The sequence below is a fragment of the Candidatus Thioglobus sp. genome, assembly GCA_028228555.1.
In the GTDB taxonomy this organism is placed as follows: Bacteria; Pseudomonadota; Gammaproteobacteria; order PS1; family Pseudothioglobaceae; genus Thioglobus_A.
The window spans coordinates 36,196-59,551 of record JAOJBP010000007.1 but is presented as its reverse complement, the minus strand read 5'-3'; the positions used below and the strand labels follow the sequence as shown (position 1 = coordinate 59,551).

The window sequence follows — 23,356 nt, the reverse complement described above, 5'->3', positions numbered from 1 at the left end:
TAGGTTTTTACAAGCATAAGAAAAGGAACTAATCATGGATGTAATGCAAAGAATTCAAGCGCAAGTAGATAGCGCACCAGTCGTACTTTATATGAAAGGTACACCTCAATTTCCACAATGTGGCTTCTCAGCAACAGCAGCACAAACACTAGCTTCTACAGGTGTTGAATTTGCCTATGTAAATATTTTTGAAGACCAAGAGGTTATGCAAAATTTACCATCTTTCCAAGATTGGCCCACTTTCCCACAAATTTATATGAACGGTCAACTTGTTGGTGGCGGTGATATTATTGTTGAAATGTCTCAAATGGGTAGCTTAAAAGCGGCCATGGAAGATGCAACGTCTAAATTTAACGATAAATAATAATTAAATTTTCATAGGTTTTGTAACCTATGACCATTGACTTGAAGCCAGCGTTTGCTGGCTTTATAGTTTGGCAAAATGCTAAATACCAATTGCCAAAAATTCTTCGAATGATTTTTATGCACGCTATGGCATAGCTCATGCACAATCACATAATCGATCACTGAAATGGGCGCACCTATCAATAGATAGTTGAGGTTGATATTGTTCACGCCACTACAAGAGCCCCATAAAGTTTTTTGAGCTTTTAGTCGCACTTGGTTATAGCTAAGATGATGATTTTTGGCATAATATTCAAGACGCGGCAGGGCGATTTTTTTAAAAGAAGCCTTGTACCAAATTAAAAACTCCTCTTTTCCGCCCGTTTCAAGACTAAATATTTTCCCATTAAAGCTTAACCCTTTAACCTGAGTAGCATTAATTTTTAATGGATACTCTTCCCCCAAATACAAGAATTTTTCACCGTTGATATAATGAGGCTTTTGAGGTTTTTTTAAGCTAATAGAGTTTGATTTTTTTTCAATCCAATCTGATTTTTCATTAATAAATTGCTCAATTTTTTTTACAGATAATCGATTTGGCGCTCGAACAATTAGCTCAGCATTACTGTTAATTTGTAAACTTAGAGTTTTACGTTTTGTTCGTATCAGTTGATAATCCATAATCGTTATTTAACCCGAAATCAATTTAAAAAATGGATCATTGTTAAAATTTGTGAAATTTTTTAATTATTAAAATAAATATAGGCTTAATTCTTCAAAAACTTCTGTTTTATGCCATAAATCGTCATTATTGTTACTATTTTAGTAAATAACTAGTATTTAATTGCTATATTTCAGGCCATTTTCATTATTTGCCAAATTTTTTTGAAAATTTGCTAGATCAATTATGAATATCAGTATTAATAAATAAAACAAGTAAGTTTTACAAAATAAGCTAAACTTACCTTTAACATTATTATTTATCGCAAGTGCTTTTTAGGCCTTGTATTTTGTCACTAATTTAAACCATAACCTTGAAAAAAAACTTATGAAACTAGAATCCATAGCGTTACACGAAGGCTACAAGTCTGAAGAAACTACTAAAGCTGCTGCTGTTCCTATTTACCAAACAACCTCTTATACATTTGATGACACTCAGCATGGTGCAGATTTATTTGATCTTAAAGTACCGGGAAATATTTACACACGCATCATGAATCCAACCACTGATGTTTTGGAGAAGCGTATAGCTGCTATGGAAGATGGTATTGGAGCTGTTTGTGTTGCTTCAGGTATGGCCGCTATTACCTATGCACTTCAATGTATCACTGAGGCGGGTGATAATTTTGTTAGTACCAGCGAGCTTTATGGTGGTACTTATAATCTGTTTGCCCATGCTTTGCCAAGACAAGGTGTCGAAGTTCGCATGATAAAGCATAATGATTTTGAAAAGTTTGAACAGTCAATTGACGAAAAAACTAAAGCCATATTTTGTGAGTCTATCGGCAACCCTGCTGGTAATGTTGTCGATATTTCTCGCTTAGCGGATATTGCACATAAGCATGGTATTCCTTTAATTGTTGATAACACTGTTGCCACACCTTATTTATGTCGTCCTTTTGAGCTAGGTGCAGATATCGTGGTGCATTCATTGACTAAGTATATTGGCGGCCATGGCACATCGATTGGTGGTGCTATAGTTGACTCTGGTAAGTTTGATTGGGCAGCCAATAAGGAACGTTTCCCTATATTAAATGAGCCAGATCCTGCGTATCATGGTGTTGTATATACAGAAGCTTTAGGTGCGGCGGCTTACATAGGTCGTTGTCGTGTTGGACCCCTAAGGAATACTGGCGCAGCAATATCACCCATGAATTCTTTTCAAATTTTACAAGGCCTTGAAACACTTGGATTGCGTATGGATCGTCATTGCGAAAATGCACAAAAACTTGCCGAATATCTTCAGCAGCATAAGAAAGTTGAATGGGTTAATTACGCGACATTGGCTGACAGTCCTTATAAAGAAAACTGCGAAAAAATTACCTCTGGTAAAGCTTCCGGTATTTTAAGCTTTGGAATTACTGGTGGAGTTGAATCCGCAACTAAATTTATTGATTCTCTTGAAATGATTTTGCGTTTAGTTAATATAGGTGATGCAAAATCGCTTGCTTGTCACCCAGCCTCTACCACTCACAGACAGCTTAACGATGAAGAGCTCGCAGCAGCAGGAGTCGGTGCTGATTTGATCAGAATTTCTGTTGGTATTGAGCACATTGATGACATTATTGCTGATGTTAGTCAGGCACTAGATAAAGCATAAAAAAGGATGAAATATGCAAGAGGCTTATGTCATTGGCAATATCACTGTTAAAGATAAAGTTAAATGGGCTGAATATCGTAGTAAAGTACTTGAGACTATCAGTCCTTGGGGTGGTGAGATTACTTTTCGAGGTCAAAAATTAAAAACCTTATCTGGAGAGTGTAATCATTCAGATAATGTAATTATTCGATTTCCCAATCATCAAGCTTTAGATAATTGGTTTTTATCTGATGCTTATCAAGCATTAATACCGATTCGAGAACTCGCAGCAGATATAGACTTAACGAGTTATCAATCAAGTGTTTAGCATTTAGCTACAACCTCTATGATATATTTCTTTTTAGTGTTTAATCAACCCAAGCTCTAGCATTTTCAAACATTCTCATCCACGGGCTTCGCTCGTTCCAATCTTTTGGATGATGTGAATGTTGTACAGTCCTAAATACACGCTCAGGATGCGGCATCATAATAGTGACTCGTCCAGAATCATTAGTGACACCTGCTGTTGCAAAGTCTGAACCATTTGGATTATGAGGATAAGACTGAGTAATATCACCTTGATGATCAACATATTGCAAAGCAATGTTGTTTGAATTGCCAGTAAAGATTGCTTTTCCTTCGCCATGTGCAATAGCGATCGGCATGATAGAATCTTGCATGTCATTTAGAAAAATTGAGTTGGTTTTGCCAATCTTAATACTGGAGAAGCGCGCTTCAAACTGCTCAGAAACATTGCGATTAAAGCTTGGCCAGTTTTGCGCGCCAGGGATAATTTCGCTTAAATTAGAAATCATCTGGCAACCATTACAAACGCCTAAAGCAAAGCTATCTTCACGATTAAAGAAGGCTTCAAACTCATCTTTTGCACGAGCATTATAAAGAATCGAGCTAGCCCAACCTCTACCAGCACCAAGTACATCACCATATGAGAATCCGCCACATGCGACTAAACCTTTAAAGTCTGTCAATGAGATGCGACCCGACAATACATCACTCATATGGACGTCAATTGCTTCAAACTCTGCTTGGTTAAATGCAGCACCCATTTCCACTTGTCCGTTAACTCCTTGCTCACGCAAAATAGCAATTTTAGGTTTAACGTTGGTTTTAATATAAGGGCTAATGATAGACTGATTAAGGTCAAAACTCAGGTCTGTTTTAATGCCGTCTGTTGATTTGCTAATAGCGTCAAATTCTTGCTGGGCACACTCAGGATTGTCTCTAAGTTTGGCGACCTGATAAGAAGTAGATGACCAAAGTGTGTGTAGCTCAGCTCTAGGTTTTTGATAAATATTTTTACCATTTGAGCTAATTTGGATGCTATCTGAAGAATTAATAGTGGCAATCATGCGAACGTAATCAGATAATCCTGCTGCATTAAGTGCACTCATCACAGCGGGTTTTTTATTAGCCATAACTTGAATGACACAACCCAGTTCTTCGTTAAATAAATCACTAATTTCATTATCAGTAGTTTCAATATCTAAACCACAATGTGAAGTGAATGCCATTTCTAGTAAAGTAGTGATTACACCACCATCAGAGCGATCATGATAAGCGCTAATTAAATCATCTTTGTTAAGCTGGTTAATGACGGTAAAGAAGCGCTTAAATAAAGCTGAATCGTCAAGATTTGGTGCAATATTACCAATCTGGTTGAATACCTGTGCCAGACACGAGCCACCCATGCGATTTTGACCAAAACCAAGGTCAATGAGTAATAATTCAGAATCTGAATCCGTTTCTAGTAACGGGGTTTTTTGTAATCTAACATCGCTGGTTTTTGAAAAAGCGGTAATAATTAGTGATAAAGGAGAGGTAACGGATTTATCTTCGCCATTTTCACTCCAAGAACTTTTCATACTCATTGAGTCTTTGCCTACTGGCACGGTAAGACCAAGTTCAGGGCATAAGTCCATGCCTACCGCTTTAACAGCTTCAAACAGTTTGGCATCTTCACCTTTGTGGCCAGAAGCGCTCATCCAGTTGGCACTTAGACTGATGTCATGAATATCAGCAACATAGCCACCCAGCATATTGGTAAGCGCCTCTCCAATGGTCATGCGTGCTGCAGCGTTAGCATCACACAAAGCTAAAGGTGTGCGCTCACCGAGCGACATGATTTCACCCTTGTAACCAACATAATCAGCAACACTAATCGCACAATCTGAGACAGGTACTTGCCATGGACCAACAAATTGGTCACGTGCTACCATACCAGTGACGCTTCGATCGCCAATGGTGATTAGGAAATTTTTACTAGCAACAGTAGGAAGTTGTAAGACTCTATTGATTGCTTCATCTAGATGAATATTGCTGGTATCTAGCGGATTAAGATTGATGTCTTGAGTAATGGCTTCAATGCTGGTTTTTGGGGGATTTCCAAGCAAAACTGACATCGGCATATCGATAGGGGTATCGCTAAAAAGCTCATCGCTTAGTACTAATTCTTGCTCTTTAGTTGACTCACCTAAAACAGCAAAAGGTGCTCGCTCACGCAGACAAATATCACTAAAAATATCCAAACTAGAAGGTGCGATGGCTAGTACATAGCGCTCTTGAGATTCATTGCACCAAATTTCAAGGGGTGACATTTGATTGTCATCATTAGGAATATTGCGTAATTCAAAACGACCACCACGACCTGAATCATTGACCAGTTCAGGCAGACCATTTGATAAACCACCTGCACCGATATCGTGAATAGAGATAATAGGGTTTTCATTGCCAAGATTTGTACAGCGATCAATGACTTCTTGAGCGCGTCTTTCCATCTCAGGATTAGCACGTTGAACTGAGGCAAAGTCTAAGTCCTCACTTTGATCGCCACTCTTGATGCTCGAAGCAGCGCCACCACCAAGGCCGATCAGCATAGCAGGGCCACCTAAAACAATAATTTTACTACCAACAGGAATTTCACCTTTTTTAATATGTTGTTCTTGAATATGACCTAAGCCACCAGCTAGCATAATAGGCTTGTGATAGCCGCGAATGTCACCTTCTGGTGTGGCTTGCTCGTAGGTTCTAAAATAGCCTAAAGTATTAGGGCGACCAAATTCGTTGTTAAAAGCGGCAGCGCCAATTGGGCCTTCAAGCATAATATCAAGAGCTGAAACGATTTGCGAGGGTTTGCCGTTGTCTTCTTCCCAGGGTTGGGTGGCATCATCAATTTTTAAATTAGAAACACTAAAGCCACATAGGCCAACTTTAGGCTTAGAGCCTTGTCCTGTTGCGCCTTCGTCACGAATTTCACCACCAGAACCAGTCGCTGCACCTGGGTGTGGAGCAATAGCGGTAGGGTGGTTATGAGTTTCAACTTTCATTAAGATGGCTCTATGCTCTTTAGTGGCGACGTACTTTCCATTTTTATTCGCATAAAAACGCTCACCTTCAGAGCCTGCCATTACTGCAGAGTTGTCTGAATAGACGCTAAGCAAGCCTTCTGGATGCTTATGATAAGTATTACGAATCATACTAAACAAACTTTTTGCTTGTTCGACACCGTCAACTTTCCAATCTGCATTGAAAATTTTATGACGACAATGCTCTGAATTTGCTTGGGCAAACATCATGAGTTCAATATCTGTAGGATTGCGTTCTAGCTTAATGAAGCTTTGAGTCAAATAATCAATCTCACCGCTAGATAGTGCCAAACCAAGTTCAATATTAGTCTTCTCTAGCGCTGTTTTTCCTTGATTAAGGATGTCAACATTAGAAAAAAGTCGAGGCTCAAAATTATCAAAAATTGTATGTGCTTCATCCATTGAGCTTAATTCTGATTCAGTCATTTTGTCCATGACACAAGCTAAAACAGCTGATTGATTTTGAATTTTAGCGTCAAAGTGATAAACAATTGCACGCTCTATACGCTTGATTTGTGTCATATCACACAAATGCATAATGTCGGTTGCTTTTGAAGACCAAGGAGAGATGGTACCTAATCTTGGGATCACAACAATACTAGATACTGCGTTCTTAACGTTTAGAGATTCGCTGTAGCTTAATAGTTGTGTTAATTGCTTTTTTTTGTTGTCATCAAGGTTGTCATTAAGATCTGCAAAGTGAACAAACTCTGCGCCAAGAAGTTTTAATCCTACTTGGGCTTGAGTAATTTTTAACTGTAAAGATTGAGTTTTAAAAGCGCCTAATGCGCTAATACCTTGATGAATGTGAATCATAATTGTGCCATAACCTCGTCTGAAATATCAGCGTTGTGATAAACCTCTTGTGTATCATCTAAATCTTCTAGGCGCTCAATGAGTTTCATAAATTTTTCTGCATCTTGAAGATTTAACTCTACACGTAGAGAGGGCTCCATAGTTACTTGTGAATGGGCAGATTCTAAACCGGCATCCGCCAATGCATCTTTAATGATAAAAAACTCTTCAGGAGAAGTTATAACGTCAATAGATCCATCATCATTGGTAATCACGTCTTGTGCACCTGTGTCGAGTGCGATCTCCATAATTTGATCTTCATCATCACCAGTGGCGAAGCTTATAAATCCTTGTTTGGTAAACAGATAAGAGACCGAACCATCAGTGCCAAGATTGCCTCCATGTTTGGTAAACGCATGACGCACATCAGCAACAGTACGATTTCGATTATCCGTTAAGGTATCCACCATAATTGCAGTGCCCGCAAGGCCATAACCTTCATAACGCACCTCATCATAGTTTTCGCCTTCTAAGTCGCCACTACCTCGTTTAACTGCGTTTTCAATAGTATCGCGCTTCATATTTGAAGCCAATGCTTTATCGATTACCATTCTAAGGCCTGGATTATTTTCAATTACACCACCACCCGCTTTAGCAGCGATGACAATTTCTTTAATTAATTTAGTAAATACTTTACCACGCTTGGCATCTTGTGCGCCTTTACGATGTTGAATATTGTGCCATTTACTATGTCCTGCCATGGTGTTCTCTCCAATGAATATGAGTGTTAAATTTTACTTTTTAAAGGTCAACTTTATGCAGTAAAGTCGAGTAATTTTTGTATGGAATTTTTTGCTTTTTGGTTCACAGATGGATCGATTAGTATTTCGTTGTTACCGGTATTGAGCGAACTTAAGCAATTATCTAATGTATTCATCGCCATCCACTCACAATGTGCACAAGACTCGCAATGTGCTCCTTGGCCAGCAGTTGGGGCTTCAATGAGTATTTTATGAGGCGCTACTTCACGCATCTTATGGAAAATTCCATTATCTGTTGCGACAATAAATGTTTGCTCATCTCGATCTCGCACCGCATTAATAAGAGCTGTTGTTGAGCCAACCACATCAGCTAAGTCAACTACTGATTGTGGCGATTCTGGGTGCACTAAAACGCAAGCTCGAGGGTGGTGTTTTTTTAAATTAGCCAATGCGTCTGCTTTAAAGCGCTCATGCACCACACAAGATCCATTCCATAATAGCATGTCTGCACCAGTTTCACTCTGAACATAGTTACCAAGGTGTTTATCTGGCGCCCAAAGAATTTTTTTACCTTGTTCTTTGAGGTGTTTAACTACTTTTAAGGCGCTACCAGAGGTAACTACCCAGTCAGCTCTGGCTTTAACTTCGGCAGAAGTATTAGCGTAAACTACGACAGTTCTGTCAGGGTGCTGATCACAAAATTTTGAAAATTCTTCAATCGGGCAATCAAGATCTAAAGAGCAAGTGGCATTTTCATCAAGCATTAATACAGTTTTTTCTGGAGAAAGGATTTTAGCCGTTTCCCCCATGAATTTAACACCTGCAACCACAATAATATCCGCATCGCAGTTTTTACCAAAACGTGCCATCTCTAAAGAATCAGAAACAATACCACCGGTTTCTTCAGCTAAAGTTTGCAATTCAGCACTGACATAATAATGCGCAACTAAGACGGCATTATTAGCCGTTAGTGCTGACTTGATTTGTTCGGTAATACTATGCACAGGATTAATCTTTTTTAGCTAAACTCACTTGTACGCTTAATTCTCTAAGCACTTTTCTTGAAACACTGGCAGGTGCATTTGTTAACAAACAAGCAGCTGTTTGTGTCTTAGGGAATGCGATTACATCGCGAATTGAATTGCAACCAGTCATGATCATTACCAAACGATCTAAACCAAATGCCATACCACCATGAGGAGGGCAGCCATACTCGAGCGCATCTAACAAGAAACCAAATTTATCTTGCGCTTCTTCATCAGAAATACCTAAAAGTTTTAACACAGTATGTTGCATTTCAACCTGATGGATTCGAATAGATCCGCCACCCACTTCAGAGCCGTTAATAACTAAATCATAAGCTCTAGATAGTGCAGTTGTCGCTGTTTTTTCTAAAGTATTTGCATCAACAGTTGGCGCTGTAAATGGGTGATGAATAGCACTAAGTGAGCCGTCATCATTTTGATCAAACATTGGAAAGTCAACCACCCAAATTGGTGCCCATTTTTTATCATATAGATCTAAATCTTTAGCTAACTGTTCACGCAAGTTGCCGAGTGCTTCATTTACAACTTTAGTTTTATCAGCGCCAAAGAAAATAATATCGCCCGTCTTAGCGCCTGTCAATTCAATAATTTTAGCGGTAACTTCATCACCTAAGAATTTTAAAATAGGGGAGGCAGGACCATCTTCATTAAGTTTGATATAAGCCAAACCTTTAGCGCCATAAATACTCACATATTTAGTGTATTTGTCAATTTGTTTACGACTGATAGAAGATCCACCTGGTACACGCAAAGCTGCAACACGAGAGCTTTCACTAGCAGCAGGTCCAGAGAATACTTTAAAGTCTACACCTTGCATTAGTTCGTCCATATCCGTCATTTGCATTGGAATACGCATATCAGGACGATCAACACCATAAGTATGCATTGCATCAGCATAAGTAATGCTTGGGAAATTGTCACCCAAGTCAACATCAATCACATTTTTAAACATTCCACGAGTCATTTCTTCCATCATCGCCATGATCTCATTTTCATTCATAAATGAAACTTCAATATCAAGCTGAGTAAATTCAGGCTGGCGGTCTGCGCGTAAATCTTCATCTCTAAAACATTTAACGATTTGATAGTAACGCTCAAAGCCAGACATCATTAATAACTGTTTAAATAATTGTGGTGATTGAGGTAGGGCAAAAAACTCACCTGGATGGGTACGTGAAGGCACCAAGTAATCACGCGCACCTTCTGGTGTCGCTTTAGTTAGAAAAGGGGTTTCAATATCTAAAAAATCATTGTTATCCATAAACTCACGCATGAAATGCGTTACTTTAGAGCGAAGACGCATACGTTTTTGCATGGCATCGTTACGAAGATCTAAATAGCGATACTTTAAGCGCACTTCTTCAGAAGTATCAGTTGCATCAATCTGAAAAGGAACGGGTTTAGAGGTGTTAAGGATTTCAATATGATCAGCAACAATTTCAATATCGCCTGATGTAAGTTTTGGATTAGCCAAGCCAACAGCACGAGCAATAACCTTACCGGTAATTTTAAGTACAAACTCATTACGAATACTTTCAGCGATAGAAAAATCAGCATTATCTGGATTGATAACAACTTGAGCGATACCTCGCTTGTCACGCATATCCAAGAAGATAACACCACCATGGTCACGACGACGATTGACCCAGCCGCAAATTTCGACAGTTTGATCAATATTTTCTTTATTTAATTCGCCGCAATAGTTCGTTCTCATAGTTTTATCCTTTGTAAATCAGTTTGATGGTTTGCTAGGTTCTACCACGCCGGTAGAAATAATCAATTTAAATGCTTCATCCACACTCATGTCTAGTTCAATAATATCGCTTTTAGGTAACATGATGAAAAATCCAGAGGTTGGATTGGGAGTAGTTGGTACGTAAATGTTGACCAACTCCTGACCAATTTTCTTTGCAATTTCACCTTGATAATCACCTGTTTGAAAAGCAATAGTCCACATGCCTTTGCGTGGATATTCAACTAATAATGCTTTTTTAAAGCTATTGCCAGAAGGGCTAAGTACTGTGTCAGAGAGCTGTTTTAAGGCTTTATATATACCCCTAAAACCAGGAATTTTATTAAGTATTTTTTCCCAAATTTCAACTAGCTTGCGACCAATAAAATTACTAACTAGAGCGCCAGTAATAATGATAATTAAGACAACCCAAACTATACCAGAGCCAGGAATAACACTATCAAGATGAAATAAAGCTTCAGGTAAGTATTCGGGCGGAACAATATCGTTTACAAGCTCTAAAAAGAATTTAATAACAACGACACTAAGGCCTAATGGAATCCAAAAAAGTAGGCCGGAAATAAAATAGTTTCTTAGGTTTTTCAATGCTTAGATTGAGATGACAATAAAAACACTTATTTTAGCATAATCAACTACGAGATTAGATGTCCTCTTCGACTCTAAGTGTAAGGATTTCATAGCCATCTTTAGTGACTAGAATTGTATGCTCCCATTGGGCCGATAATGAACGATCTTTGGTGGTAACTGTCCAGCCGTCAACATTGGAAGTGGCTACCTCAAAATTACCAATATTAACCATAGGCTCAATGGTGAATGTCATACCCTCTTCTAGAATAGGACTATCCTCGACATGACCATCGTCATAATGCATAACCTGAGGCTCTGTATGAAACTTAAGGCCAATTCCATGGCCACAGTAATCGCGCACAATTGAATAGTTATTACTTTGAGCATGTGCGTCGATAGCTTTACCAATCTCACCCAGCTTAAGACCTGGCTTAACCAGTTTAATACCAATATACAAGCACTCTTGAGCAACACGACAAATACGTTGAGCTTTAACGCTGGCTTTGCCAATGACAAACATCTTGGATGTATCACCATGATATTCGTCTTTAATAACGGTGATATCAATATTAACAATATCACCTTTTTTAAGTAACTTATCTGATGGAATACCGTGACAAACTACGTTGTTAATGCTGGTACAGATAGACTTTGGAAACCCATGATAGTCAAGTGGAGCGGGGATAGCATCTTGTTCGTTAATGATGTAATCATGGCAAATTTTATCAAGCTCGTCAGTACTTATTCCAGCTTTTACATGGGGAGCAATCATATCTAAAACATCGGCAGCTAAACGTCCAGCGACACGCATTTTTGCAATTTCATCAACAGATTTAATATCAATAGCCATAATTATGCTTGTGCCTTTGAGCGCGCTTCAAGCGCTGCAATACGATCTTCAATAGGCGGGTGAGATGAAAACCATGAGGCAAAACCTTTTTTATCATTAATACCAAAGGCCGCCATTTGCTCAGGAAGTGCTTCTGGTTCAACCTGCCCAAGGCGTTTTAATGCACCAATCATGTTTTGATGGCCAGCCAAGTCTGCACCACCAGTATCAGCGACAAATTCACGTTTTCTAGAAACGTACATAACAATAGTCGAAGCTAAAATCGAAAGTATAATTTGAGCAAAAAGTGTGGTTATAAAATAACCAATACCATGTCCGCGTTGGTTTTTTAAAATAACACGATCAACAAAGTGTCCAATGACTCTTGAGAAGAAAATAACAAAAGTATTTACTACTCCTTGAATGAGCGTTAACGTTACCATATCGCCATTGGCAACGTGACTCATTTCATGACCAACAACAGCCTCTATCTCACCCTTACTCATAGTATCAAGCAAACCTTGAGAAACAGCTACTAAAGCTTTATTTCTACTTGCGCCGGTAGCAAAAGCGTTCAACGAAGCAGTAGGGAAAATAGCCACTTCAGGCATACGAATACCTACTATTTTTGCTTGTTTTTCAACAGTTTCAATGAGCCATTTTTCAAGGTTATTGGCAGGTGATTTAATAACAACTGCACCTGTCATGCGTTTAGCCATCCACTTGGAAATTAATAACGAAATAAAAGCACCACCAAAGCCAAATACTGCAGAGAAAATAAGTAGAGCTTGTAAGTCAAGATCTGAACCATTCTCCTTTAGAATTCCCTCAACACCAAGTAAGCTTAAAGTGATGCTTAGCAAGACAAGAATGGCAATGTTAGTCATTAAAAATAAAAAGATTCTTTTCATAGGTACTCCTAGTTCGATGATAATTGAATATTAGATATGGGTATTATCTAATAGATTCAAGTCTGTTGGCTTGCAATGCTCTTTGCTAGAGTTTTAACTGCTCTTTTTCAGATACCTTAATGTTAATTGATTGTTGATCGATTGGACAGTTAAAAACCAAATTAACCGCCTGTAATTGTAAGTCTTCTAGGTGATCTTTTTTTGTATCACTATAAAGTCGATCGCCAATAATTGGGAAATTAAAATCACTAAGATGTTTTCTAATTTGATGTTTTCTACCTGTTTCAATGTGAACACTAAGCAGTGTTTTTTTTTGGTTTTCTGCCAGTTTGGTGATATGACTTAATGCATGTTTGTCATCGATATCATCATTCAGGCTAATTTTATCAACTGGAAAGCTACCCGAAACTATCGCCAGATAGGTTTTTTTAATTAGCCTATCAGCAAATAGTTTTGAAAAATCTCGAGCCATAGCCTTTGAATGAGCAACTATCATCAGCCCGCTAGTTGCACGATCAAGTCTATGCACTAAAAAGCTAGGGCGATCTAGTTTCTTTTCAACCAATCGAGTTATTGAACAATGATCTCCCCACTTTGATCCCTGAGAAAAAACACCAGCAGGCTTAAACCAAATGCTATAACTTTTCTTATCTAGTATTAATGTTGGCTGAGTAGGGACTGAGGATAAAATTTCTTCATTCCAATAAATAAAGACTTCATCACCTTTGTTCAATAATTTCTTAATACGCCTGATTCGACTAATTTGTTTGTCTGTTTTTAGCCAAATACAGCCTTTATCCAGCGCACTTTTAAGAGTTTTCTTAGATAATTCAGTTGCCTCGACCAAGGCATCAATTAAGAGCTGATTATCGGCTTTAATGGTCATTTTTCTTTCTATCACTTTTTTACTTGCATCCCTAGGTATAAATTAAAATCATACCTATGAATACAATTAACAGATTTTTATTTAAAGACTTAGATATCCGCGGCCAACATTTATCACTCATTGATACATGGCAAGATATGATCCAAAATCGTCGCTATAGCCTACCTATAAGGCAATTATTTGGAGAACTTAGCGCTTTGGCTATCTTTTTGGCTAATGGCATTAAACACGAGGGTAAGCTTACTTTGCAAGTTCAAGGTAGTGGTATTGTCAGTTTATTATTAGTTGAGGTAACCAGTGATCTTAAAATCCGCGGTATGGTTAGATCAGATGGTGCTATTGAAGAGGAAGACGCTTTGGATAAAATTTTAGGCAAAGGCCAGATTGTTGCCACTTTGTACAATTCTCAAACCGACCATAGCTTTCAATCGTTAGTACCTATAAACCAAAAAGGTTTAATAGCAACTTTTGAAGATTACTTTTTTCAATCAGAGCAATTAGAGTCTAGATTGTGGGTTAGTTCAACCCAGGAAAATCTTTGCGCTATGTTGTTACAAAAAATGCCAGAGGCAGATCAGCATGATTCTGAGGGCTGGCATAGGGTTGGAGCTTTATCTGACACCATTACAGAAAACGAATTAAATAATTTAGATGCAGAGTCCTTGCTACATCGTTTATTTCATGAAGAGACTTTACAGTTATTTAATGCTGATTGGGTTGACTATGAATGTGAGCAAAACAAAGAGCGGTTTGAAAAAATCATCTATGATTTAGGTGAACAAGATGCGCGTGACTTACTCAAAGAACGCGGAGAAATAGCCATACATAATGAGATTTGCAACGAGCATTTATTTTTTGATGAGCAAGATGTTAATCGAATTTTTGCGACTAATTCTTAAAGGATTAACAATGAAAAATATTATCTGGACTAAACCTAATTGCTCATATTGTAGCCGAGCAAAAAAGATGCTAGATGAGCAGGGTATTAAATATGAGGTTCGTTTAGTTGATGAAATCAAATGGAAAAATGACGATATGCTTAGTATGGCACCTGACGAACTTACTTACCCACAAGTATTCATAGCGGATAGGCATGTGGGTGGATGTGATGATCTTGAAGCGTATTTAATGTTGCGCGAGATGGGTATAGAAACTTAAAAATTGCTAAGCTTAAGGTGTTTGTTAATAACGAGAAAAGCCACCCATTAAACCACCAAACAACATAAACAAAAACCACAAGATTATAATCGCCGGAATTGATGCTACCGCCCATTTAACCATGAACCATACCATTGAGAAAAATGGCATTTTAATATCTGTTACTTCTACTCTTGAATCCATAGCTTACTCCCGCTTGCGTTAGTTTATTTTTCCAATCATTATATTCACAAATCAACTTATTATGGGCGTTAAAAAAGGCGCCTAAGCACCTTTTTTAATATTCTTAATAAAGATTAAAAAGTCGATAGTTGCTATATTATTAACAATATCATGACCACTTACTCTTTTAAATATTAGTCAGCTTTTAGTGCAAACTTTCCACTACCTAGCAAAGCAATTACTACAGCTGCTGATAGATACAAAACTTGTAATTCAATAGCCCAAGCGCCTTGTTCTGTTAATGTGAATATTTGTTGAGAGTGCATCAAGCCAATTGCAAAAAGCATATTGATAGCCATCAACCATCCACCAATTCGAGTATAAAATCCAACAATAACCATTAATGGTGCGAGCACTTCACCAATATACACGCCATTTGCGATAATCTCTGGCAGTCCAATTCCAGCTAGTGTTCCACTAATAAAACCAATACCATTAAATTTAGCGATACCATGAAATAACATGGTAAATCCAACAGTTATTCTTAGTAATAATTTTGCCTGGTCATCCATATAATTCTCCTTTTTTTATTTTTTATAAAATATTTTAAATCGTCTGATGAGAGCCATCACAAAAAGGCTTTCCAGCAGACTTTCCACAGCCACAAATATATAGCTGCTCATCTACATTAGCTGTATATGCTAATGGCTCAATATCACTGCCTTGATGAGTGCCATCGCAGTATGGTGGGGTGCTAGTCTTACCGCACTGACAAATATATTTCGTTTCGTTTGCAGATATATCAACAACATAAGGCTGATCATTAGAATTCATTACATTTTTCATTATATTTCCTTTTTAAGTAAGAGCAAACATTATATATTGTATAAAATTGACTATTAATACTATATTTATCATTTACTATTTCCATATGACTTTTAATAAAACCATCTTATGAACGCCAAAATATTAGATGGAATGGTGATATTTACAATGGTTGTTGATAGCAACGGATTTTCTAGCGCTGCAAGACTCTCAGGACATAGTACTTCTCACTTAAGTAAAGTAATTAACAGGCTTGAATCCAGGCTCGGTGTATTGTTATTAAATAGAACGACTCGAACAATAAGTCTCACCCCAGAAGGTGAATTATATTACCGCCAATGTGTAAATATTATTAATGAGGCGAAAACAGTAGAGCAACAACTTGAAGGGCAACGGCTGGAGCCGCAAGGTAATTTAAAAATAAGCTGTCCAGTAAGTTTTGGGATATATAAGCTACAGCCATTAATATTAGAATACATGGATAAATACCCTAAAGTAAATATAGAGTTAGATTTAGAAGGTAGATATGTTGATGTCGTTGGCGAAGGCTTTAATTTGGTATTTCGAGGTGCAATTAAACTAGAAGACTCAAATCTTATCAGTCGAAAAATTTATTCTTCCAAACTAGCAACACTTGCCTCTCCAAAATATTTAGAAAAATACGGCTCCCCAGTTCACCCAAAAGATCTTAGTAAGCATAAAACAATTGGCCTTAACCATATTCCACAATACAATATTTGGCGCTATATAAGTTCCAAAACAAAGATAGAGACCAGGGCGACAATTAAAAGCCATACATTGACTAACAATGAGCAAATGGCATTAGAATTATGCATAGCAGGCCAAGGTATCACTAGATTACCACTGTTCAACCTAAGAGAAGAAATTAAAAAAGGTGAATTGATAGAATTATTTGGTGATTATCAGCCTATTGTAATCGACGTATTTATCGTGTATCCAAGTAGACAATATATGCCTGCTAAAGTGAAAAGTTTTATTGACTTTGTTTCAGATAGACTTAAGTAGATCGCAAGTAAATTCTAATCAATCTACACACAAATATATATCTAGTATAGATATTCGTAACAAAATACTTAAAGATTATCTATCATGATGCACTACATACTACAATTTCATAAATTGCATCTAAATTATTTTGCGCATCAATATCACCTTGGTCGGCAGCTTTACGATACCATTTAATTGCTTGTTGATTATCTTTAGTTACACCTTTTCCATCGTCATACATAACACCTAAAATATATTGTGCATCAATATCACCACGATTAGCTAAAGGTTTAAATTCTTTAAGTGCGACCTTATATTCACCTTTATCAAAAGCATTCATTCCATTTTGAAAGTCAGCATAAGAAACCCCAATAGAACTAAATGATAGAAATAGAGTTAGTAATAATATCTTCATAATTATTCCTCTTCTTTGGCTTGCTTCTTGGCATTCCTAGCTGCCAAAATCATTGGATAAGAAATCACTGCAAATGCCACCATTAAAATTAAAAATATTCCCGCTAGAATTTCCATTATTTATTATGCGCTAAGTGATATGTTAAAGGGTAGTAGTATTTGCTATACATTTTTTTAGCCCAGTCGATCTTATTTTTATAACTATAAATATACCTATACCAAGTAAATCTTTCTTGCCATTACTTTACTCGTAAATCAATTCAATATCAAGACCTATATTTGCACAGTTAAGCTTTTGTGTAAACGGCAAAATTCTCTCCCATGTGGTTATACATAGGTTACTTAAATAGTAATCAGAAAATTGAAAAAGGGTGAAAACCCTTAAGAGTAGTGGGGCGAGAAACGGGGCTCGAACCCGCGACCACCGGAATCACAATCCAGGGCTCTACCAACTGAGCTATTCCCGCCATAATATGGTGCGCCCTTCAGGATTCGAACCTGAGGCCTACGGCTTAGAAGGCCGTTGCTCTATCCAGCTGAGCTAAGGGCGCAAAAAATAGTACTAACATAGTGCTATTTATAATTTTGGTCGGAGTAGAGGGATTTGAACCCCCGACCACCTGGTCCCAAACCAGGTACGCTACCAAACTGCGCTATACTCCGAAAAAAAAGAATTATACTTTGTTAAACTGAATTGTAAATGGCTAAATTTAGGATTTTTTGTAATTAGTCAATTTCCAACGCTTGCCAAATGTCATCAACTCTTTGAATGACATCATTATTCATCACAATAGGTGTACCCCATTCTCGATCAGTCTCACCAGGAAGTTTGTTGGTGGCATCAATGCCCATTTTGGAACCTAGGCCAGAAACAGGGGAGGCGAAATCAAGATAATCGATTGGTGTGTTGTCAATGAGCGTGGTATCGCGTATTGGATCAACGCGTGTTGTCATTGCCCAGATGACTTCTTTCCAATCTTTTACATCAATATCATCATCTACAATAATAACAAACTTGGTATACATAAATTGGCGTAAGAATGACCAAACTCCCATCATTACTCGCTTAGCATGACCAGGATATTGCTTCTTGATACTAACAACAGCCATACGATATGAACAAGCCTCTGGTGGTAGATAAAAATCTGTAATTTCTGGATATTGCTGTTGCAATAGTGGCACAAAAACTTCATTAAGTGCCACACCTAAAATGGCAGGCTCATCTATCGGCTTACCAGTGTAAGTCGAATGATAAATTGGATTTTTGCGATGAGTGATACGCTCAACAGTAAAAACCGGGAATCTTTCAACCTCATTGTAATATCCAGTGTGATCACCATAAGGGCCTTCATCAGCCATTTCATCTGGATAAATTACGCCTTCAAGAATAATTTCAGCGTTTTCTGGTACTTGTAAATCATTACCAATACAGGTGCATACTTTGGTTTTTTTGCCACGCAATAAGCCGGCAAAGCCATATTCACTTAGACTGTCAGGAATGGGTGTCACTGCTGCCAATGTGGTGGCAGGATCAGCGCCAATGGCCACAGCAACTGGATATGGCTGACCTGGATTTTTATCACACCAATCTTTAAAATCTAGTGCGCCACCACGATGCGATAGCCAGCGCATAATTAGCTTGTTTTTGCCAATCACTTGCTGGCGATATATGCCTAAATTTTGGCGTTTTTTTAAGGGGCCTCTGGTAATGGTTAATCCCCAGGTTATAAGAGGGGCAACATCCCCTGGCCAACATGTTTGAATTGGTAAGGTGGATAAATCTACATCATTCCCTTCAATAATAACCTCTTGACACTGTCCTTTTTTAACCAGCTTAACCGGCATATTTAAAACTTTTTTGAGAGTGGGTAGCTTCTCAAAAGCATCTTTTAAACCTTTAGGTGGCTCAGGTTGTTTTAGCTCGGCTAATAATTTACCCAACTCTCTAAGGGCTGCTAAATCTTCTTGACCCATTGCTGAGGCAACCCGACCTGTGGTGCCAAATAAGTTAGCCAAGACAGGAATATTTGAACCTTTGACATTTTCAAATAATAAGGCAGGGCCTTTTTTGTCAAGCGTACGTCGACAAATCTCAGTAATTTCTAAATTCGCATCTACTTGGGTAGTGATGCGTTTTAGTTCACCTCGCTTTTCAAGCTCAGTAATAAACTCTCTTAAATCTTGATATATCATGAATAACCCTTAATGACTAAGCTTGTGAAAAGTAATTAATATGTGCTTGGAGCTCTTGTTCATTAGCTTGTACAACTTTAATTTTACCAATGTCAGTATTTACTCGAATAATTTTTTGATTTTTCTGAACTTTTTCATTAGATGAGCCATCATTGCTAAACAAAGTAGATTGGCCACCTGTCATGGCTAGGTAAACCTGTGCAAGAATTTGAGCATCCAATAATGCACCATGAACAGTTCGTGCGCTGGCATCAATTTCAAAACGACGACATAAGGAATCTAGGTTGTGAAGCGTGCCTGGGCGTTGTTGCCTAGAAAGCTCTAGTGTGTCGATTATTGAGCAGTGGTCTTCAATACGATCTTCAGATCCAAATATTTTTAACTCATGATTTAGAAAGCCTAAGTCAAATGGTGCATTATGGATAATCAATGTGGCACCTTTAATGTATTCCATAAATTCGTTAACAACTTTTTCAAACTTAGGCTTTCCAGTTAGAAATTTATCTGTGATACCATGAATTCGTACCGAATCCCCCACATTACGATCTGGTTGGATGTATTGATGGTATTCATTATTCTCAGTAATTTCTCTGTCAATGATCTCGGTACAGCCAATTTCAATAATGCGATGCCCTTCAGAGGGTTCGATGCCAGTGGTTTCAGTATCTAAAACAATTAGTCTTTCCATAAAATATTGTGCCTGTTATTTTTCGTGTAAAATTGATTGATTTTATCATAACTAAAAGTTAGAGAGTATTATGGCAAGAGTAACTGTTGAAGAGTGTTTGGATTTTGTAGATAATCGTTTTGAATTGGTATTAGTTGCTGCAAAACGTGCCCACCAATTGAGCTCAGGCGGCTATAGATCAACTTTAGATGTCGGTAAAGATAAGCCAAGTGTAGTTGCACTTAGAGAAATTGAAGCGGGCCTTGTTAACGCTTCAATCTTAACTGAAGAATATGCTATGGAACAAGAGTTAACTGCGCAGCAAAAAGTTCATGATGCTGAAACTGAAGAAGAGGTTAAGGCAGAATTATCAGTATCGTCTGTTGACGAAGGTGTTGACGAAGTGAGTGAAGTTCAAGAATAATACTTAACTAAAATTATTTTTAATAAAAATGACGCTTAGGGCGTCATTTTTTTTTCCTGAATTATTCAAGTAGTGATTTTTTATTTTATTATTGTTGACAATATTTAATTAATTTAGTAGAATTTGGCTTAATTTGATTTATTATTTTAATTATTGTTGACAATATGAGTATTAATGCTTTACATGCTATAAAACAAGACACTCTATCTGAGCATGTATTCCAGCAGATTAAAGAAGATATCATTACGGGTGTTATTCCACAAGGACAAAAAATAGGTGAAGCAGAGCTTGCTAAAGCGTATGACATTAGTCGTGGCCCATTACGCGAAGCCTTGCACAAATTAGAATCTATTAATTTGGTAGATCGTCGTCCACACTCTGGCTCTCGAGTGATCACTCTGGACTTTACTATGATGCAAAATGTGTATCAAATGCGTGAAGCAATGGAAGGGTTTGCAACAAGATTGGCTTGTGTTGCTATGTCGCAGTCTGACATCGATAATTTGTATCGTTTATTGGAAAAACATGAATCATCTATTAAGCAATCAGAAGGTAAGCGCTATTTACAAGAAGAAGGTAGTTTAGATTTTCATTATTATATTTTTTCCAAATGTCAAAATCAATGGTTAATTGATTATTTAAACAACAAGTTGTATCAAGTATTAAGAATGTGTCGTCATCGTAGTAGTCAAATGCCATTTCGAGTAGAACCGGCATTGCATGATCATTATGCTATTGTTAATGCTATTAATAATAGAGACCCTGAGTTAGCAGAAATATTAATGCGTAGACATATTAGTGGCGCATGGAAAATTGTAAAAAATTTATTAGACAAATAAAAAATCGAGGAATAATATGAGTATAAGTGCAGGTAAAGCGTTTCGTAAAGCTGTAGAGGATAATAACCCGTTACAAGTCGTAGGTGCAGTAAACGCCTACTCAGCCATCATGGCAGAAAAAGTTGGCCATAAGGCTATATACCTTTCAGGTGGTGGTGTGGCTGCTTGCTCAATGGGCATTCCTGATCTTGGTATTACAACCATGAAAGATGTATTGGAAGATACTTACCGTATTACTGATGCAACTGAGTTGCCATTATTGGTTGATATTGATACAGGTTGGGGTGGCGCTTTTAATATCGCCAGATGTGTTCGTGAGTTTACTCGTGCGGGTGCTGGCGCTGTCCATATTGAAGATCAAGTTATGCAAAAACGATGTGGTCATCGTCCTAATAAAGCAATCATCAGTCAACAAGAAATGGTGGATCGTGTTAAATCGGCTGTCGATGCGAAGACTGATTCAGATTTTGTGATTATGGCGCGAACAGACGCACTAGCAGTTGAAGGTATTGATGCTGCTATTGAGCGTGCAATAGCCTGTGTAGAAGCTGGCGCTGATATGATATTTCCAGAAGCTATTATTACATTAGAACAGTATGATCAATTTGTTAAAGCGGTCGATGTGCCTGTATTAGCCAACATCACAGAATTTGGAGAAACACCTTTATTTACATCTGAAGAGCTTTCTTCTGTTGGCGTTCAATTACAACTTTATGCATTGAGCGCATTTCGTGCGATGAGTAAAGCAGCACTTAATGTTTATGAACATATTAAAGCAGATGGTCATCAGAAAAATGTTGTAGATGCTATGCAGACTCGTATGGAGTTATATGATTTTCTCGAATACCATGAGTATGAAAAAAAATTAGACCAACTATTTGCAAATGAGGATAAATCATAATGAGTGATATAAAACAAACAACGCCAGGTTTTAAGCCAAAAAAATCAGTAGCTCTTTCAGGGACAGCAGCAGGAAATACTGCCGTATGTACAGTTGGACGCACAGGTAATGACTTACATTATCGTGGTTATGATATTCTTGATTTTGCAGAAAATGCTGAATTTGAAGAGATTGCATATCTTATTATTCATGGCGCCTTACCAACAATTTCACAGCTGAAATCTTATAAAGCTAAATTAAAAGGTATGCGTGGATTACCATCTGCTGTGAAAACGATTTTAGAAAATATTCCAAAATCAGCACACCCGATGGATGTGATGCGTACAGGTTGTTCCGCTATGGGTACTTGTATGACAGAAAAAGATGATCATCCTGAGGAAGAAACCCGCGCTGCTTTAGATCGTATTATGGCAAGCTTTGGTTCAATGCTAGTCTATTGGTACCACTTTAGCCATAATAATAAACGCATTGAAACAGAAACAGATGACGATTCAATTGGTGGCCATTTCTTACACATGCTTCATGGTGAGTCACCTTCTGAGGAATGGGTAAAAGCCATGCATGTTTCTTTGATACTTTATGCAGAGCATGAGTTTAATGCTTCTACATTTGCAGGTCGTGTCATCGCAGGCACTGGATCAGATATTCACTCTTGTATTACAGGTGCTATTGGTGCATTACGTGGGCCAAAGCATGGTGGAGCAAACGAAGTTGCCTCTGAAATCCAAAAGCGCTATAAAGATGCTGATCAAGCTGAGGCTGATATTCGTGAACGCATGGCTCGTAAGGAGATTATCATTGGTTTCGGACATCCTGTTTACACGGTTTCTGACCCACGCAATGAAGTGATCAAGCGTGTTGCAAAACAACTTTCTGAGTCTAATAAAAATATGACCATGTTTGATGTTGCTGAGCGTATTGAAACAGTCATGATGGATGAAAAGAAAATGTTTCCAAATCTAGATTGGTTCTCGGCAGTTTCTTATGAGCAAATGGGTGTTCCAACAGCGATGTTTACGCCGCTATTTGTTATTGCACGAACCACAGGTTGGGGTGCTCACGTAATTGAACAACGTCAAGATGGAAAGATCATTCGTCCATCGGCCAACTATATTGGTCCTGAGAATCTTGAATTTGTCGCTTTAGCTGATCGTGGCTAGTTATTAATTAGGAATACTAAAGAAAATAAT

25 protein-coding genes and 3 tRNA genes are annotated in these 23,356 nt (G+C 37.8%); 10 read left to right on the top strand and 18 right to left on the bottom strand.

Annotated elements, in window-relative coordinates; genetic code table 11:
* Positions 1 to 34 precede the first annotated feature (34 nt).
* Positions 35 to 364 (top strand): Grx4 family monothiol glutaredoxin, encoded by a 330-nt coding sequence (grxD, locus tag N9Y32_04955; protein MDB2590361.1) that lies wholly within the window; start codon positions 35 to 37, stop codon positions 362 to 364.
* An 11-nt stretch (positions 365 to 375) separates the two neighbouring features.
* On the opposite strand, the gene N9Y32_04950 is transcribed toward grxD, so the two are convergent.
* On the bottom strand, positions 376 to 1,026 hold the full coding sequence (locus N9Y32_04950) for a M48 family metallopeptidase (protein MDB2590360.1): 651 nt from the start codon (positions 1,024 to 1,026) through the stop codon (positions 376 to 378).
* 367 nt (positions 1,027 to 1,393) lie between these two features.
* Here N9Y32_04950 and N9Y32_04945 point away from each other — a divergent pair, with 367 nt between their 5' ends.
* Both N9Y32_04945 and N9Y32_04940 read left to right on the top strand, forming a co-directional pair.
* The gene (locus tag N9Y32_04945; protein MDB2590359.1) at positions 1,394 to 2,665 is read left to right on the top strand and encodes an aminotransferase class I/II-fold pyridoxal phosphate-dependent enzyme; all 1,272 of its coding nucleotides are present in this window, start codon (positions 1,394 to 1,396) and stop codon (positions 2,663 to 2,665) included.
* 13 nt (positions 2,666 to 2,678) lie between these two features.
* A complete protein-coding gene (locus N9Y32_04940; protein MDB2590358.1) occupies positions 2,679 to 2,972 on the top strand; it encodes a DUF1330 domain-containing protein in 294 nt (97 codons plus the stop codon).
* Between the two features lie 40 nt (positions 2,973 to 3,012).
* Here N9Y32_04940 and purL read toward each other — a convergent pair whose 3' ends face one another.
* From purL to N9Y32_04900, 8 genes are all read right to left on the bottom strand, one after another.
* Complete coding sequence (gene purL / locus N9Y32_04935) at positions 3,013 to 6,843, bottom strand: phosphoribosylformylglycinamidine synthase (GenBank protein MDB2590357.1); 3,831 nt, start codon at positions 6,841 to 6,843, stop codon at positions 3,013 to 3,015.
* A complete protein-coding gene (locus tag N9Y32_04930; protein MDB2590356.1) occupies positions 6,840 to 7,583 on the bottom strand; it encodes a YebC/PmpR family DNA-binding transcriptional regulator in 744 nt (247 codons plus the stop codon). The genes purL and N9Y32_04930 overlap by 4 nt, the downstream gene beginning before the upstream one ends.
* 53 nt (positions 7,584 to 7,636) lie before the next feature.
* Positions 7,637 to 8,587: a quinolinate synthase NadA gene (nadA, locus tag N9Y32_04925; protein MDB2590355.1), complete on the bottom strand. Its 951-nt coding sequence runs from the start codon at positions 8,585 to 8,587 to the stop codon at positions 7,637 to 7,639.
* A 4-nt stretch (positions 8,588 to 8,591) separates the two neighbouring features.
* On the bottom strand, positions 8,592 to 10,343 hold the full coding sequence (gene aspS, locus N9Y32_04920) for an aspartate--tRNA ligase (protein MDB2590354.1): 1,752 nt from the start codon (positions 10,341 to 10,343) through the stop codon (positions 8,592 to 8,594).
* A gap of 18 nt (positions 10,344 to 10,361) precedes the next feature.
* Positions 10,362 to 10,967, bottom strand: coding sequence for a DUF502 domain-containing protein (locus N9Y32_04915; protein MDB2590353.1), 606 nt, complete (start codon positions 10,965 to 10,967; stop codon positions 10,362 to 10,364).
* Between the two features lie 55 nt (positions 10,968 to 11,022).
* On the bottom strand, positions 11,023 to 11,799 hold the full coding sequence (map, locus tag N9Y32_04910; protein ID MDB2590352.1) for a type I methionyl aminopeptidase: 777 nt from the start codon (positions 11,797 to 11,799) through the stop codon (positions 11,023 to 11,025).
* Positions 11,800 to 11,801: 2 nt separating this feature from the next.
* Complete coding sequence (htpX, locus tag N9Y32_04905; protein MDB2590351.1) at positions 11,802 to 12,689, bottom strand: protease HtpX; 888 nt, start codon at positions 12,687 to 12,689, stop codon at positions 11,802 to 11,804.
* A gap of 85 nt (positions 12,690 to 12,774) precedes the next feature.
* A complete protein-coding gene (locus tag N9Y32_04900) occupies positions 12,775 to 13,590 on the bottom strand; it encodes an RluA family pseudouridine synthase (protein MDB2590350.1) in 816 nt (271 codons plus the stop codon).
* A gap of 41 nt (positions 13,591 to 13,631) precedes the next feature.
* Between N9Y32_04900 and N9Y32_04895 the strand changes: the two genes are divergently transcribed.
* Both N9Y32_04895 and N9Y32_04890 read left to right on the top strand, forming a co-directional pair.
* Positions 13,632 to 14,474 carry an Hsp33 family molecular chaperone HslO gene (locus tag N9Y32_04895; GenBank protein ID MDB2590349.1) on the top strand — a complete coding sequence of 281 codons (843 nt, stop codon included), beginning with the start codon at positions 13,632 to 13,634 and terminating at the stop codon, positions 14,472 to 14,474.
* Between the two features lie 10 nt (positions 14,475 to 14,484).
* Complete coding sequence (locus N9Y32_04890; GenBank protein ID MDB2590348.1) at positions 14,485 to 14,733, top strand: glutaredoxin 3; 249 nt, start codon at positions 14,485 to 14,487, stop codon at positions 14,731 to 14,733.
* A gap of 24 nt (positions 14,734 to 14,757) precedes the next feature.
* Here the strand turns inward: N9Y32_04890 and N9Y32_04885 are convergent, their stop codons facing one another.
* From N9Y32_04885 to N9Y32_04875, 3 genes are all read right to left on the bottom strand, one after another.
* Positions 14,758 to 14,916 (bottom strand): hypothetical protein, encoded by a 159-nt coding sequence (locus N9Y32_04885; protein MDB2590347.1) that lies wholly within the window; start codon positions 14,914 to 14,916, stop codon positions 14,758 to 14,760.
* A gap of 173 nt (positions 14,917 to 15,089) precedes the next feature.
* On the bottom strand, positions 15,090 to 15,467 hold the full coding sequence (locus N9Y32_04880; protein ID MDB2590346.1) for a DoxX family protein: 378 nt from the start codon (positions 15,465 to 15,467) through the stop codon (positions 15,090 to 15,092).
* Positions 15,468 to 15,501: 34 nt separating this feature from the next.
* The gene (locus tag N9Y32_04875) at positions 15,502 to 15,741 is read right to left on the bottom strand and encodes a CDGSH iron-sulfur domain-containing protein (GenBank protein MDB2590345.1); all 240 of its coding nucleotides are present in this window, start codon (positions 15,739 to 15,741) and stop codon (positions 15,502 to 15,504) included.
* Positions 15,742 to 15,849: 108 nt separating this feature from the next.
* Here N9Y32_04875 and N9Y32_04870 point away from each other — a divergent pair, with 108 nt between their 5' ends.
* Positions 15,850 to 16,746 carry a LysR family transcriptional regulator gene (locus N9Y32_04870; protein ID MDB2590344.1) on the top strand — a complete coding sequence of 299 codons (897 nt, stop codon included), beginning with the start codon at positions 15,850 to 15,852 and terminating at the stop codon, positions 16,744 to 16,746.
* An 82-nt stretch (positions 16,747 to 16,828) separates the two neighbouring features.
* On the opposite strand, the gene N9Y32_04865 is transcribed toward N9Y32_04870, so the two are convergent.
* The 6 genes from N9Y32_04865 to dnaQ form a co-directional block, all read right to left on the bottom strand.
* Positions 16,829 to 17,143 (bottom strand): sel1 repeat family protein, encoded by a 315-nt coding sequence (locus N9Y32_04865; protein MDB2590343.1) that lies wholly within the window; start codon positions 17,141 to 17,143, stop codon positions 16,829 to 16,831.
* Positions 17,144 to 17,533: 390 nt separating this feature from the next.
* Positions 17,534 to 17,609 (bottom strand) — tRNA-His (locus tag N9Y32_04860).
* A gap of 7 nt (positions 17,610 to 17,616) precedes the next feature.
* Positions 17,617 to 17,693 (bottom strand) — tRNA-Arg (locus N9Y32_04855).
* 35 nt (positions 17,694 to 17,728) lie between these two features.
* Positions 17,729 to 17,805 (bottom strand) — tRNA-Pro (locus tag N9Y32_04850).
* A 63-nt stretch (positions 17,806 to 17,868) separates the two neighbouring features.
* Positions 17,869 to 19,335, bottom strand: a complete 1,467-nt coding sequence (ubiD, locus tag N9Y32_04845; protein MDB2590342.1) for a 4-hydroxy-3-polyprenylbenzoate decarboxylase — start codon at positions 19,333 to 19,335, stop codon at positions 17,869 to 17,871.
* A gap of 16 nt (positions 19,336 to 19,351) precedes the next feature.
* Complete coding sequence (gene dnaQ, locus N9Y32_04840) at positions 19,352 to 20,023, bottom strand: DNA polymerase III subunit epsilon (GenBank protein MDB2590341.1); 672 nt, start codon at positions 20,021 to 20,023, stop codon at positions 19,352 to 19,354.
* A gap of 70 nt (positions 20,024 to 20,093) precedes the next feature.
* On the opposite strand from dnaQ, the gene rpoZ reads away from it, so the two are divergent.
* The 4 genes from rpoZ to prpC all read left to right on the top strand — a co-directional run bounded on the left by rpoZ (position 20,094) and on the right by prpC (position 23,326).
* On the top strand, positions 20,094 to 20,426 hold the full coding sequence (gene rpoZ, locus N9Y32_04835) for a DNA-directed RNA polymerase subunit omega (protein MDB2590340.1): 333 nt from the start codon (positions 20,094 to 20,096) through the stop codon (positions 20,424 to 20,426).
* Positions 20,427 to 20,590: 164 nt separating this feature from the next.
* Positions 20,591 to 21,265 (top strand): GntR family transcriptional regulator, encoded by a 675-nt coding sequence (locus N9Y32_04830; protein ID MDB2590339.1) that lies wholly within the window; start codon positions 20,591 to 20,593, stop codon positions 21,263 to 21,265.
* Between the two features lie 16 nt (positions 21,266 to 21,281).
* On the top strand, positions 21,282 to 22,166 hold the full coding sequence (gene prpB, locus N9Y32_04825) for a methylisocitrate lyase (GenBank protein ID MDB2590338.1): 885 nt from the start codon (positions 21,282 to 21,284) through the stop codon (positions 22,164 to 22,166).
* Positions 22,166 to 23,326, top strand: a complete 1,161-nt coding sequence (gene prpC, locus N9Y32_04820; GenBank protein ID MDB2590337.1) for a 2-methylcitrate synthase — start codon at positions 22,166 to 22,168, stop codon at positions 23,324 to 23,326. The genes prpB and prpC overlap by 1 nt, the downstream gene beginning before the upstream one ends.
* The last annotated feature ends 30 nt before the right edge of the window (positions 23,327 to 23,356 follow it).